The organism is Rhizobium sp. WSM4643 (assembly GCF_025152745.1).
GTDB lineage: Bacteria > Pseudomonadota > Alphaproteobacteria > Rhizobiales > Rhizobiaceae > Rhizobium > Rhizobium leguminosarum_I.
Genome location: NZ_CP104040.1, coordinates 3,941,267 through 3,953,872 on the forward strand (window position 1 = coordinate 3,941,267; position 12,606 = coordinate 3,953,872).

Annotated in this window: 10 protein-coding genes and 1 pseudogene; 6 read left to right on the plus strand and 5 right to left on the minus strand. The window is 62.2% G+C overall.

Annotation, left to right across the window (positions count from 1 at the left end):
- The first annotated feature begins 83 nt into the window (after window positions 1–83).
- The gene (locus N1937_RS19525; RefSeq protein WP_260056787.1) at window positions 84–479 is read left to right on the plus strand and encodes a DoxX family protein; all 396 of its coding nucleotides are present in this window, start codon (window positions 84–86) and stop codon (window positions 477–479) included.
- Between the two features lie 83 nt (window positions 480–562).
- Window positions 563–1,342: an SDR family oxidoreductase gene (locus tag N1937_RS19530; RefSeq protein ID WP_170282098.1), complete on the plus strand. Its 780-nt coding sequence runs from the start codon at window positions 563–565 to the stop codon at window positions 1,340–1,342.
- A 17-nt stretch (window positions 1,343–1,359) separates the two neighbouring features.
- Here the strand turns inward: N1937_RS19530 and N1937_RS19535 are convergent, their stop codons facing one another.
- Window positions 1,360–2,577 (minus strand): adenylate/guanylate cyclase domain-containing protein, encoded by a 1,218-nt coding sequence (locus N1937_RS19535; protein WP_260056788.1) that lies wholly within the window; start codon window positions 2,575–2,577, stop codon window positions 1,360–1,362.
- Window positions 2,578–2,641: 64 nt separating this feature from the next.
- Window positions 2,642–3,668, minus strand: a pseudogene (locus N1937_RS19540) (LacI family DNA-binding transcriptional regulator).
- A 95-nt stretch (window positions 3,669–3,763) separates the two neighbouring features.
- Between N1937_RS19540 and N1937_RS19545 the strand changes: the two are divergent.
- The 4 genes from N1937_RS19545 to N1937_RS19560 all read left to right on the plus strand — a co-directional run bounded on the left by N1937_RS19545 (window position 3,764) and on the right by N1937_RS19560 (window position 9,441).
- Complete coding sequence (locus N1937_RS19545; protein WP_260056789.1) at window positions 3,764–4,951, plus strand: phytanoyl-CoA dioxygenase family protein; 1,188 nt, start codon at window positions 3,764–3,766, stop codon at window positions 4,949–4,951.
- 164 nt (window positions 4,952–5,115) lie between these two features.
- Complete coding sequence (locus tag N1937_RS19550; RefSeq protein WP_260056790.1) at window positions 5,116–5,937, plus strand: SDR family oxidoreductase; 822 nt, start codon at window positions 5,116–5,118, stop codon at window positions 5,935–5,937.
- A 95-nt stretch (window positions 5,938–6,032) separates the two neighbouring features.
- Window positions 6,033–6,944 carry an SMP-30/gluconolactonase/LRE family protein gene (locus N1937_RS19555; RefSeq protein ID WP_170259903.1) on the plus strand — a complete coding sequence of 304 codons (912 nt, stop codon included), beginning with the start codon at window positions 6,033–6,035 and terminating at the stop codon, window positions 6,942–6,944.
- Window positions 6,945–7,197: 253 nt separating this feature from the next.
- A complete protein-coding gene (locus N1937_RS19560; RefSeq protein ID WP_162119133.1) occupies window positions 7,198–9,441 on the plus strand; it encodes a glycoside hydrolase family 2 protein in 2,244 nt (747 codons plus the stop codon).
- 6 nt (window positions 9,442–9,447) lie between these two features.
- On the opposite strand, the gene N1937_RS19565 is transcribed toward N1937_RS19560, so the two are convergent.
- From N1937_RS19565 to N1937_RS19575, 3 genes are read right to left on the minus strand one after another with little or no spacing between them, the layout of a single operon-like run.
- Entirely contained in the window at window positions 9,448–10,563 is a 1,116-nt protein-coding gene (locus tag N1937_RS19565; RefSeq protein ID WP_260056791.1) for an ABC transporter ATP-binding protein, read from the minus strand.
- 3 nt (window positions 10,564–10,566) lie between these two features.
- Window positions 10,567–11,550 (minus strand): carbohydrate ABC transporter permease, encoded by a 984-nt coding sequence (locus N1937_RS19570; RefSeq protein WP_260056792.1) that lies wholly within the window; start codon window positions 11,548–11,550, stop codon window positions 10,567–10,569.
- Window positions 11,547–12,500 (minus strand): carbohydrate ABC transporter permease, encoded by a 954-nt coding sequence (locus N1937_RS19575; protein ID WP_130771960.1) that lies wholly within the window; start codon window positions 12,498–12,500, stop codon window positions 11,547–11,549. The genes N1937_RS19570 and N1937_RS19575 overlap by 4 nt, the downstream gene beginning before the upstream one ends.
- Window positions 12,501–12,606: the final 106 nt, after the last annotated feature.

Here is a 12,606-nt window from a genome sequence, read left to right on the forward strand (position 1 = left end):
CGCAAGCGGCCCTTTTTCATTGCTCGTGTCGGATATCGCGTGTCTCGTCCGTCATAGTGGAAGCTCAAAGAGGAGATTTCAAAATGGCCAGAGCAATCGCAATCATCGTCGCCCGCATCATCTTCAGCTTCGTCTTCTTCATGGCGGCCGGCTTCAAGTTCGCCGATATCGGCGCGACGGCGGGCTATATCGCCGCAGCCGGCATTCCGATGGCGACATTCCTTGCCTGGGTCGCCGCCTTCTTCGAGATCGCGCTGGCGCTCGCTTTCATATCAGGGGCCTTCTTCACCGAGGCCAGCCTGCTCGCAGGCATCTATGTGATCTTCCTCGCTTTCGCTTTCCACGGCCCATCCCATTGGCAGCAGAACCAGGCCGAATTCGGCTTCTTCATCGATCACTTTACCTTCCTCGCCGGCCTGCTCTTTGCCGCCGTCCATGGACCGGAAAAATGGGCCTTGAAGCAAACGCTTCTCAGGTAACCGGGACGACCTGCTCTCTTCTGGAACCAAGAGCCGTGCCGAACAGTTGGCATATCGGCAAAACGGCAAGGAGAGCCCCGCCCATGGAGCTGAAGGGAAAGATCGCATTGGTGACAGGCGCCGGTTCCGGCATCGGCAAAGCGGCGGCGTTGCGGCTTGCCGCCGAGGGTGCAAGGGTCGCAGCATTGAGCCGCACCGCTGACGAGGTCGAAAAGACCCGCGCCGAAATCGAGGCCGGCGGCGGCGAGTCGATCGCTTTGACGGCAGATACCAGCGACGAAGCTCAAATGCGGGGCGCCGTCGCGCAACTGACCGACACCTTCGGCGGCCTCGACATCGTTGTCGCCAATGCTGGGATCAACGGCGTCTGGGCGCCGATCGACGATCTGAAGCCGGAAGAATGGGACAAGACCATCGCCGTCAATCTGCGCGGCACCTACCTGACCCTGCATCTGACGGTTCCGCATCTGAAGCGGCACGGCGGTTCGATCATCGTCGTCTCCTCGATCAACGGCACCCGAACCTTCACCACGCCGGGCGCCACCGCCTACACCGCAACCAAGGCAGGCCAGGTCGCCATGGCCCAGCAGCTCGCCCTCGAACTCGGCCGGCACGGCATTCGCGTCAATGCCGTCTGCCCGGGCGAGATCGACACCAATATCAGCGCCAATACCGACAGCCGTCATCGCGAGGAGACGGAGGTTCCGGTCATCTGGCCGCAGGGGGATATTCCGATCGCCGGCGGCAAGGCAGGCAAGAGCGAGGATGTTGCCGAAGCCATCCTCTTTCTCGCATCCGAACGCGCCCGACATATCACCGGTACGCCGATCTGGATCGACGGTGGCCAGGGCCTGTTGCGATAGCCCTTGCAGTCAGGAACTCAGCCGTTCAGCCGGGCGCTGTCGAGAGTATACAGTTCTTGCGCGCGCTGCACGCCGCGCAACACATAGCGCCCGATGCAGGCGAGTGATGTGCGTTCCTCCTCTGGTATCGCTGCGGCGAAATCGGAGGACATCAAGACGTTGAGATCGACCGAGCGGCAGATCGAGGCGATGCGGCTGACCTCGTTGACGGCAGGTCCGATGACGGTGAAATCCAACCGGTCCTGGCTGCCGATATTGCCGTAAAAGACGTCACCGATATGCAGGCCGATATAGACGTCGGTCGTCGCCCGGCCGTCGGTCGCACGCACGGCATTCAGCGTGGTGAGCTTTTCCCGCAGCAACGATTCGGCGCTCAGCGCCGCACGACATGTCTCCGCCGGCACCGCACCCTTGAAGATAGCGAGCACACCGTCGCCGATCAGCTTCAGCACGTTGCCCCCGGACTCGTGGATCGCCGTGATCACCGCCTCGCTATAGTCGTTAAGCAGCGGGATGATCTCCTCCGGCGGCACGCTGTCGGAGATCTTGGTGTAGTTCAGCAGGTCGGAAAACCAGAGTGCCGCGGAAATCCGCTCCGATTTGCCGCGGCTGATCTTGCCTTCCATCACCTGGCGCGCGGCGTCCTCGCCGAGATAGACCTCGGCGATGGTGCGGGCGATACGCCCGAGCGCGATACATTTGATCGCCAGCCCCAGCACCGGCACCAGCTTGCGCAGGATGGCGAGGTCGTGATCGGAAAAGCCCTGAGGATGTTTCGTCGCGAAATGCGAGAAGAAGCAATCCATCTCGCCGATCGTGCCGGCCTCGGAAAAACGATGCATCATCGCCACGAAATCCGTGTGACCGGCTTCAGCGATCGTATCGAGCATGGAGAAATCGATCGGATCGCCGAAGCCGAGACGCCGGCGTATCTCCCGCTCGTTGCGAGACCAAAGATGATAGAAGGCCGAACGCTGCCAGTTCGACGCCGCCTCCCCCGAGATCGTCGGACCATATTCGAATTCGGTCTGGACTTCCTCGACGCTGTCCCAGCGGAAGGCGCGGCCCTCATGCACCGGATGCAGCGTATCCATCAACGCCAGACCGCGATCGAGCGGCAGGCCGGCATCCCGGCAAGCCGCGCAGAAACCGGTCATGAGCTCGGCCTCTGAAGCGCCTTTCAGTCCCTGCTCCGTGATCCAGGCTGCAATCGTGCTGACGTCGCTGTAGTCCATGCTGCTCACCTCACTCGTGTCAAAGCTGTAGCCCGAATTCGGCATCGAAGGAAAGTCAATTGGCTCAATCGGCCGCGGGCATATTGTAGGGCGTGACGATTTCGACTGATGAAAGCGAAGGCGTAAGCGCGCGCGGCAAGGCAGTCGCCCGGCTCATGATCGCCCGGAAGGCCGAAACGCGCATCGGTTCTGAGATCATGATGCAGCACGAAGCCGATCCGACGCGCAGCAAGCAGGGCGCGATTATCCGCGTCGAGATCATGGGCGACGAAGACGCGGACGGGACGTTTGGCCATGTCGAAGGCCGCAAGCACCGCCCGGTTGCCGCCGCCGATCGAATAGACGGCGTTGATGGCAGGATCGGCCGCAAGCGCTGCCGCGCCAAGCGTTCCCGTCACAGCATCGGTGCCGTGCCCCTCGCTGATTTCGGTAATGCCGATGTCGGGATAACGGGCGCGGATGGCGCGGCGAAAGCCGATTTCGCGCTCCTCCTCGCCACGGAACCGCCCACTCGACAGCGTCACCAGCACCTTGCCACCATCACTCCCGAGAAATTCGCCGATTAGATAGGCGGCGGTCTCTCCCGCCGCCCGGTTGTCGGCGCAGGCATAGGCGATGCGTGCCGAATTCGGCAGGTCGGTCACCAGCGTCACGACGGGAATGCCGGCCGCATCCGCCCGCGCAACGGCGGCAGCCACCTCGGTAACATCAGGCGCCTTGAGCACGATGCCGTGCGTGCCGCGCAGCCGGATGCGATCGAGAAGCTGCACCAGTTCGGCCGGCTTCATCACCTCGGCAAAATGGAACCGGCAGCGGAAGATGCCCGGCGGGAAGGTCGCCATCTCCGCCTCGAAGGCGTCCCGTACCGCATCGCTGAAACGCTGCGGCGTCTCCATGACGATATCGATCGCCATCATGCGACCGCTGCCCATCGCCGCGGCTTGCTGCTTCTCCAACTCCGCGATCGCCGCCTTCACCCGCATCCCGGTCTGCCGGCGCACACCCGGCCTGCCGTTCAGCACCCGGTCGACGGTCGCCGTGCTGAGCCCTGCCTGGAAGGCGATATCCTTGACGAGAAAGAGGTGTGCCATGCGACCGGCCTGATGGTTTTTTGATGGATTTCTGATCTATATCACCTGGCATCGCGGCGTATAGTGCCTCCATTGGAACGAGGGAGGAGCCCGCCATGAAGACCGACAACCAGCAGAAACTGCGCGCCGACCGCGTCTGGCTGAGCGAAGACGCCTGCGATCTCGATGAGTTTCGCGCGCTTGCAGAAAAGACGACGGCACTTGCCGATTACCCCTCGGCGTCTGCAGTCGAAAAAAACGTGCTGATCTATGACAGCCGCAAGGTCATGATGGCGGCCGCAACGCCAGAAGGCCGACGCGCCGTGCTAGCCGAAATCTGCGACGCCTTGGGCGAGGGTCCTGGTGTCGTCGTGTTCAAACGCGCCTACGAAGACACCGGCATCATCGACCGCGCCAGCACGATCTTCGATGCGATCATCGAGGAACAACATCGCACCTCAACCGGCGGCGGCGATCACTTCGCCAAGCCCGGTGCCAACGACCGTATCTGGAACTCGCTGGAAAAACATTGCCTCGCCGATCCGGCAAATTTTGCTGAATATTACGGCAACGCCATTATCGCGCTGGCCAGCGAAGCCTGGCTCGGTCCGAGCTACCAGATGACGGCGCAGGTCAATCGCGTCAATCCGGGCGGCGCAGCGCAGGCGGCGCATCGCGACTACCATCTCGGCTTTCAGTCCTCAAAGGTGATCGAGCAGTTCCCGGCACATGTGCATCGGCTCTCGCCGGTGCTGACATTGCAGGGTGCGGTCGCCCATTGCGATATGCCGCTCGAAAGCGGTCCGACACTCTTCCTGCCGCACAGTCAGACCTATGTACCGGGCTATCTCGCGCTGAAGCGGCAGGAGTTCCGGGATTATTTCGAGACCAACCATGTCCAGCTGCCGCTCGAAAAAGGTGACGTCGTCTTCTTCAATCCCGCCCTCTTCCATGCCGCCGGCACCAACCACTCGGCCGATATCAAACGTGTCGCCAATCTCCTTCAGATCTCCTCCGCCTTCGGCCGGGCAATGGAAACCGTCAACCGCGAGAGGATGAGCGCCAGGCTGTTTCCCGCCTTGAAGGCCTTGCAGGGAAGGCTCTCACCTGACGAAATTGCCAACGCCGTCGCCGCCTGCTCCGAGGGCTACTCCTTCCCGACCAACCTCGACCGCGACCCGCCGCTCGGCGGGCTGGCGCCGAAGACACAGGCGCAGCTGATGCATGAGGCGCTAAAGGAAGGCTGGAGCGCTGAAGTATTTGCGGCAGCACTTGCCGAGCAGACCAGCAAGAAGTTGAGCTAACTTGGGAGGCTGGAGCCCCCTTGTATCCGCCCTACGGCACCTTCTCCCTGAGGGGAGAAGGGGAAATCGAGACGTTGCCGCGAATCTCTTCTCATCCGCACGGACATAACAGCCTCCCGAACCGGCGGGAGGCCACGCAAATCAATTACACATGGAGGAACCACATGAGCACAGACCACGGCCGCCTCGACGGCAAGATCGCCATCGTCACCGGCGGCACGCAAGGATTGGGCGCAACCATTGCCCGTCTCTTCGCCGAACGCGGCGCGGAAGGCATCGTTATCTGCGGCCGCAACGAAGCCAAGGGCAAAGCGAAGGCGGCGGAAATTTCGGCTGCGACCGGCGCCAGGATCGTCTACGTCAAAGCCGACCTCGGCAAGGTCGAGGATGCACAGAATGTCGTGCGCGCCTGTGACGAGACCTTCGGCCGCGTCGACGCGCTGGTCAACGCCGCCGCCATCACCGATCGCGGCACCATCCTCGATACCAGCCCGGAGCTCTTCGACGCCATGTTCGCCGTCAATGTTCGCGCGCCGTTTTTCCTGATGCAGGAGGCGGTGAAGGTCATGCGCCGCGAAAACATCAAGGGTACGGTCGTCAATATCGGCTCGATGTCGGCCAAAGCCGGCCAACCCTTCATCGCCGCCTATTGCGCCTCCAAGGGCGCGCTGGAAACGCTGACGAAGAACACCGCCTACGCGCTCCTGCGCAACCGCATCCGCGTCAACGGTCTGAACATCGGCTGGATGGCCTCCGAAGGCGAGGACCGGATCCAGCGTGAATATCACGATGCCCCCGCCGACTGGCTGGAGAAGGCGGCGGCAAGCCAGCCCTTCGGCCGCCTCGTCGATCCGAACGAGGTGGCGCGCGCCTGCGCTTACCTGTCGTCTTCCGAATCCGGCCTGATGACCGGCTCGGTCATCTGTTTCGACCAGTCGATTTGGGGCGCTTACGACGGCTCGCCGCATCCGGTCGCGGCGCTCTGACGAAACCGGAGCCCGGCATTTCCATCGCCGGGCTCTGGCACCTCCAGGTTTTTGCCGCTAGGAAAAGAACGGCAGCATTCAGGGAGGAAACTGGCATGGGCGACAATCCGATTTATGAGATCCGCGACGAACGCTTCGGTGCAATGGTCATCGGCAGCGCCGGCCTCGAGGAGCTTTATTCCGGCTGCCGCTGGACGGAAGGCCCGGTCTGGTTTGCCGACCTGAACTGCCTTCTCTGGAGCGATATCCCGAATGAACGGATGATGCGCTGGACACCGGATGGGACCGTCTCCGTCTTCCGTTCGCCCTCCAATTACGTCAACGGCAACACCCGCGACCGGCAGGGACGGCTGGTCTCCTGCGAACATGGCGGCCGCCGCGTCACCCGCACCGAGACGGACGGCACCATCACCGTTCTCGCCGACAGCTACCAAGGCAAACGGCTGAACTCGCCGAACGACGTCGTCGTGCACTCCGACGGCGGGGTCTGGTTCACCGATCCAACCTACGGCATCCTGTCGGATTACGAGGGCCACAAGGCCGAGCCCGAGCAGCCGACGCGCAACGTCTACCGGATCGACCCCTTAAGCGGCGCGATCGACGCTGTCGTCGAGGATTTCATCCAACCGAACGGCCTTGCCTTCTCGCCCGATGAGACGAAGCTCTACATCGCCGACTCCGGCTCAGCAAAACATGAAGTGCCGCGCCATATCCGCGTCTTCGACGTCGTAGACGGCAGGGCGCTTGCCAACAGCCGCTATTTCTGCAGCCTAGACGTCGGCAACCCTGATGGTTTCCGCTTCGATGTCAGCGGCAATCTCTGGACGAGCGCGTCCGACGGCGTACACTGCTTTTCGCCGGACGGCACCCTGCTCGGCAAGATCAGGGTGCCGCAGACGGTGTCCAACCTCACCTTCGGCGGCCCCAAGAAAAACCGGCTCTTCATCACCGCGACGCGCTCGGTCTATTCGATTTACATCAAAACGACCGGCGCACAATATCCGTGAGGATCAGGGCGCCGGCTTCAAGATCGCCGTTCCGGGATGACGAGTTCCGTAAAAAAAGCTAAAGCGCGTCACACGAATGAGATTCGATGTGCGCGCCTCAGAGCCTGATGCCGAAACTTGTGAGCGGTTTTCTGACCGCATCCGGTTCTGGTGGCGAGCATATCGATTGCATCAAGGAGGAATATTATGACCCAATTTTCATGCGCCGAAGGGCGCCGCACCGTCCTTGATGCCGCAACCTGGAGAGCCTGACATGCGTTCCGTCGTTTCCTTCAACGAAGGCTGGAGTTTCCATGAGGGCTTCGGCCAGCGTTTGCTCGAAGCTTTCGATGCCGCCAAGTCGGTCAGCCTGCCGCATACCGCCGTCGAACTGCCCTTCAGCTATTTCGATGAGACCAGCTATCAGCGCGCCTTCACCTATCAGAAGGTGCTGCGCTGGCTGCCGGAATTCGAGGGCCGCGAGATCTCGCTCGTCTTCGATGCCGCTATGGCCGACAGCGTCGTCTATCTGAACGGCGAAGAGATCATTGCCCATAAGGACGGCTACACGCCCTTCGAGGCCCGCCTCACCGGCAAGCTGGTCAAAGGCGAGAACCTCGTCACCGTCAAGATCGACGGCAGCGAAAACCCTGACATTCCCCCTTTCGGCGGCCGCATCGATTATCTGACCTATGCCGGCATCTACCGCGACGTCTGGCTGAAGGTCACCAACCCGGTCTCGATCCGCAATCTCAAGATCGAAACCACCGACGTTCTTCGCCCAGAGAAATCGGCGACCATACGCGTCGACATCGCCAACCCCGAGGGCCGCAGCTTCTCGGCGACCGTCACCGCCACGCTGAAACAGGCCGACGGCACGGTGGTCGCCACTGCCGCAACCGAAACGATCGGCAGCCGCACCACGCTCTCCTTTGGCGGGCTCACCGGCATCGCTCTCTGGGACATCACCGATCCCACGCTCTATGACGTCACCGTCGAGCTCAGGACTGAACACGGCTCCGACCGTCTTTCCACCCGGATCGGCTTCCGCACTGCCGAATTCACGCCGGAAGGTTTCCTGTTGAACGGCAAGCCGCTGAAGCTGCGCGGCCTCAATCGTCACCAGGCCTTCCCCTATGTCGGTTATGCCGCCGGCCGCTCCGCCCAAGAGCGTGACGCCGACATCATGAAGACGGTGCTGAAGTGCAATATCGTCCGCACCTCGCATTATCCGCAGTCGAAATGGTTCCTCGACCGATGCGACGGGATCGGCCTGCTGGTCTTCGAAGAGATCCCTGGCTGGCAGCATATCGGCGATGCCGAATGGCAGCAGGAATCGATCGAGAACGTTCGTCGCATGATCGAGCGCGACTGGAACCACCCCTCGATCATCATTTGGGGCGTGCGCATCAACGAGTCGCAGGATAATCACGATTTCTACGCCGAGACCAATCGCCTCGCCCGTGAACTCGACAGCACCCGCCAGACCGGCGGCGTGCGTTATCTCACCGAGAGCGAGCTGCTCGAAGACGTCTATACGATGAACGACTTCATCCTTGGCAATGAAGAGCTGCCGGGCGCCAACCGCCCGCGCACCGCCTTGCGCGCCCAGCAGGAAAATACCGGACTGTCCCATAAGGTGCCGTACCTCATCACCGAGTTCAACGGCCACATGCACCCGACGAAGATTTATGACCAGGAGCAGCGCCAGGCCGAGCATGTGCGCCGTCACCTGGAAGTGCTGAATGCCGCCTATGGCGACCCCGATATATCCGGCGCCATCGGCTGGTGCATGTTCGATTACAACACCCACAAGGATTTCGGCTCCGGCGACCGCATCTGCTATCACGGCGTGATGGACATGTTCCGCGAGCCGAAATTCGCGGCCTATGCCTATATCAGCCAGTGTGACCCTTCCGAGGAGATCGTCATGCAGCCGGTGACCTTCTGGGCGCGCGGCGAACGCAATATCGGCGGCGTGCTGCCGCTGATCATCCTGACCAACTGCGACGAGGTGGAGCTGCAATATGGCTCGCTCAGCAAGCGCATCGGTCCGGACCGCGAGAACTATCCGCATCTGCCGCATCCGCCCGTCGTGCTCGACCATCGGCACTTCACCGCCGATGAGCTCGGCACCTGGGGTCTCGAGTGGATCGACGGCACTTTCACCGGCTATATCGGCGGCGAGCCGGTGGCCAGCCTGACGCTGGCGGCCGATCCGCTGCCGACGACACTGGAAGTCGTTGCCGATAGCTCGACGCTGAAGGCCCGTGAACGCGACAGCACGCGCGTCATCATCCGCGCCCTCGACCAGCGCGGCCAGCGCCTGCCTTTCATGAACGACAGCATTTCGCTGAAGGTTCACGGCCCGGCCAGGATCGTCGGACCGACCAATGTGCCGCTGCAGGGCGGCACCGCCGGCTTCTGGCTGGAGGCGACGGGGTTTACCGGCGAGATCACCGTCGAAGCGGTCTCCACGCGTTTCGCGCCGGTGACACTCGGTGTCACGGCTGCCTGACGGTCGTCACGCGATCCGCGCCTGGCTCGCCGGATCGAAGAACACGGCCTTGTCGAGATTGAAGGCCAGGCGGGTTTGTTGTCCGGGAGCGATGCCGGTATCGGCGCGCAGGCGGGCGACGACGGATTTGCCGCCGAGCTTGGTGACGGCGAAGGTGTCGGAGCCGGCCGGTTCGACCACCTCGATCAGGCAATCGCCCTCGGTCAGCGCGCGCGCCTTGCGGTCGGCGCCATCGGGATCGGTCAAGGCCTCGGGGCGGATGCCGAAGATCACCTGTCTGCCGGTATAGGCGGTCAGGCCGTGATTGCCTGAGATGACCGGGAGCCTGAGCGGGGCGGCATTCGGCCGCTCCAGCGAGACTTCGAGACCGCCGGCGCCGTTTTCGACGGTGGCGGTCAAGAGGTTCATCGCCGGCGATCCCATGAAGTCGGCAACGAAGATGTTGGAGGGGCTGTTATAGATCTCGGCCGGCGTGCCGAACTGCTGCAGCACGCCGTCCTTCAACACGGCGATCTTGGTCGCCAGCGTCATCGCCTCGATCTGGTCATGGGTGACATAGACGAAGGTGGTGCCCATGCGCTGATGCAGCCGCTTGATCTCGGTGCGCATGTCGACGCGCAGCTTGGCGTCGAGATTGGAGAGCGGCTCGTCGAACAGGAAGACCTGCGGATTGCGCACCAGCGCCCTTCCCATGGCGACACGCTGGCGCTGGCCGCCGGAGAGCTGGCTCGGCTTGCGGTCGAGCAGATGGCCGATCTGCAGCATGTCGGAGACCTGGGCGATCGCCCTGGCCCGCTCCTCCTTCGGCACGCCGCGGATCTCCATGCCGAAGGCGATGTTGCCCGCCACCGTCATGTTCGGATAGAGCGCATAGGACTGGAACACCATGGCGATGTCGCGCTTGGAAGGATGCAGACCGCTGATGTCGCGCCCGTCGATCCTGATATCGCCGGAGGTGATCGTCTCCAGCCCGGCAATGGTGTTGAGCAGGGTGGACTTGCCGCAGCCGGACGGGCCGACCAGCACGAGAAAGCCGCCCTTTTCGAGTTCGAGGTCGATCCCCTTGAGAATGTCGACGGCGCCGAAGCGCTTTTTGAGACCGGAGATTTCGAGGAAGGCCATGGATTACCCTTTGACAGCGCCCGCCATCAGACCGCGCACGAAGTAGCGGCCGGCGAGGATATAGACGATGAGCGTCGGCACGGCGGCAATCATCGCCGCCGCCATGTTGACATTGTATTCGACGACGCCCGTCGAGGTGTTGACGACATTGTTCAGCGCCACCGTCATCGGCATGGATTCGCCGGTGCCGGCGTAAGCCGAGGCAAACAGGAAGTCGTTCCAGATATTGGTGAACTGGTAGATCACCGTGACGACGATGATCGGCAGCGAGTTCGGCAGCATGATGCGGCGGAAGATCTGGAAGAAGCTGGCGCCATCGACCTGGGCGGCCCGGACCAGCTCGGTCGGAAAGGCCTCGTAGAAATTGCGGAAGAACAGCGTCGTGAAGCCGAGGCCATAGACGACATGGACGAAGACCAGATTGACCGTCGGATTGCCGAAGCCGAAGCTCAAACCCGTGGCGTTCTGCAGTGTGGCGCCGAAGCGGCCGAGCGAGCCGAGGATCGTTGCCATCGGCAGCAGCACCGACTGGAACGGAATGAAGCAGGCAAACAGCATCAGCCCGAACACCAGCGTGTGGCCGGGAAAGCGCCATTTGGTCAGCACATAACCGTTCAGCGCCCCCATGATGGTGGAGATCGCGACCGCCGGCACCACCATCTTGATCGAGTTCCAGAAGTAGCCCTTGATGCCGGCGCAGGTCAGCCCGACGCAGGTCTCGCCCCAGGCCTTGATCCAGGGATCGAAGGTCGGCGCTTGCGGCAGCGCCAGCATGTTGCCGTTCTGGATCTCGTCCATGGTCTTGAACGAGGTCGTCAGCATGACGAAGAGCGGCATCAGATAGAGGACGGCGAAGATCAGCAGCAGGCCGTAGATGACGGTGCGGCCGATCCAGCGGGTGTTGTCATTCCTGTTGTCGCGGGCCTGTGGCAGCGTTGCAGTCGAGGTTGCTGCCAAGGTCTGGGTTGAAGAGGTCACGCTGCTCATCGCGCCTTCTCCTTCAGTTCGGAATAGAGATAGGGAACGATGATCGCCGAGATGGTCATCAGCATGATGATGGCGCTGGCCGAGCCGACGGCCATTTCGTTGCGCTTGAAGGTGTATTCATACATGAAGTTGGACGGCAGCCAGGCCGAGCCGCCGGGACCGCCGGAGGTCAGCGCCACCACCAGGTCGTAGGACTTGATCGCCATATGGGCGAGCACGATGAAGGCCGAGAGAAAGATCGGCCGCAGCAGCGGAATGACGATGCGCCGATAAAGCTGGAATGGCGAGGCGCCATCGATCTGGGCGGCCTTCATGATCTCGCCGTCGATACCGCGTAAGCCCGCCAGGAACATCGCCATGACGAAGCCCGACGCCTGCCAGACGCCGGCAATGACGACGGTATAGATGACGAAGTCCTTGTTCTTGATCCAGTCGAAGTGGAAACTGGTCCAGCCGAAATGGTGCAGCGTCTGTTCCAGCCCGAGGCCGGGATCGAGGAACCATTTCCAGGCAACGCCGGTGACGATGAACGAAAGCGCCATCGGATAGAGGAAGATCGGTCGGAGCAGACCCTCGCCGCGGATCTTCTGGTCGAGCAGGATGGCGAGAAACAGGCCGAGCGCCAGGCAGATGCCGATATAGAGGAAGCCGAAGATCGCCATGTTGGTGATCGAGGTGTACCAGGACGACGGCGGATCGCTCTCGAAGGTCCAGCGCCACAGCCGCTGATAGGCGCGTGCGCCGGTCAGCGCATAGGAGGGAAAGGTCTTGGAATTGGTGAACGACAGATAGGCCGTCCAGACGATGAAGCCGTAGACGAAGATGATGGTGATGACGAAGCTCGGCGCCAAGACGATCTTCGGCAGCGCATCCTGCAGCCGGCCCCGCAACGAGATCGCCGTCGATTGCCGCGGCGTCAGAACCGGATCGGTGGTCGCAACGGTGCTCATAAAATCTCCTCCCTTCCCGCATGATCGGCTTTGCCGACCGCCCCCGCCTGATCGGTCACGATGTGATCGCCGTCATAGGATCGTTGGGGTCTGAAGCTTCCCCGCG

Coding starts and splice junctions, on each gene's coding strand:
- N1937_RS19525 (WP_260056787.1), top strand. CDS start 84: ATGGCCAGAGCAATCGCAATCATCGTCGCCCGCATCATCTTCAGCTTC.
- N1937_RS19530 (WP_170282098.1), top strand. CDS start 563: ATGGAGCTGAAGGGAAAGATCGCATTGGTGACAGGCGCCGGTTCCGGC.
- N1937_RS19535 (WP_260056788.1), bottom strand. CDS start 2,577: ATGGACTACAGCGACGTCAGCACGATTGCAGCCTGGATCACGGAGCAG.
- N1937_RS19545 (WP_260056789.1), top strand. CDS start 3,764: ATGAAGACCGACAACCAGCAGAAACTGCGCGCCGACCGCGTCTGGCTG.
- N1937_RS19550 (WP_260056790.1), top strand. CDS start 5,116: ATGAGCACAGACCACGGCCGCCTCGACGGCAAGATCGCCATCGTCACC.
- N1937_RS19555 (WP_170259903.1), top strand. CDS start 6,033: ATGGGCGACAATCCGATTTATGAGATCCGCGACGAACGCTTCGGTGCA.
- N1937_RS19560 (WP_162119133.1), top strand. CDS start 7,198: ATGCGTTCCGTCGTTTCCTTCAACGAAGGCTGGAGTTTCCATGAGGGC.
- N1937_RS19565 (WP_260056791.1), bottom strand. CDS start 10,563: ATGGCCTTCCTCGAAATCTCCGGTCTCAAAAAGCGCTTCGGCGCCGTC.
- N1937_RS19570 (WP_260056792.1), bottom strand. CDS start 11,550: ATGAGCAGCGTGACCTCTTCAACCCAGACCTTGGCAGCAACCTCGACT.
- N1937_RS19575 (WP_130771960.1), bottom strand. CDS start 12,500: ATGAGCACCGTTGCGACCACCGATCCGGTTCTGACGCCGCGGCAATCG.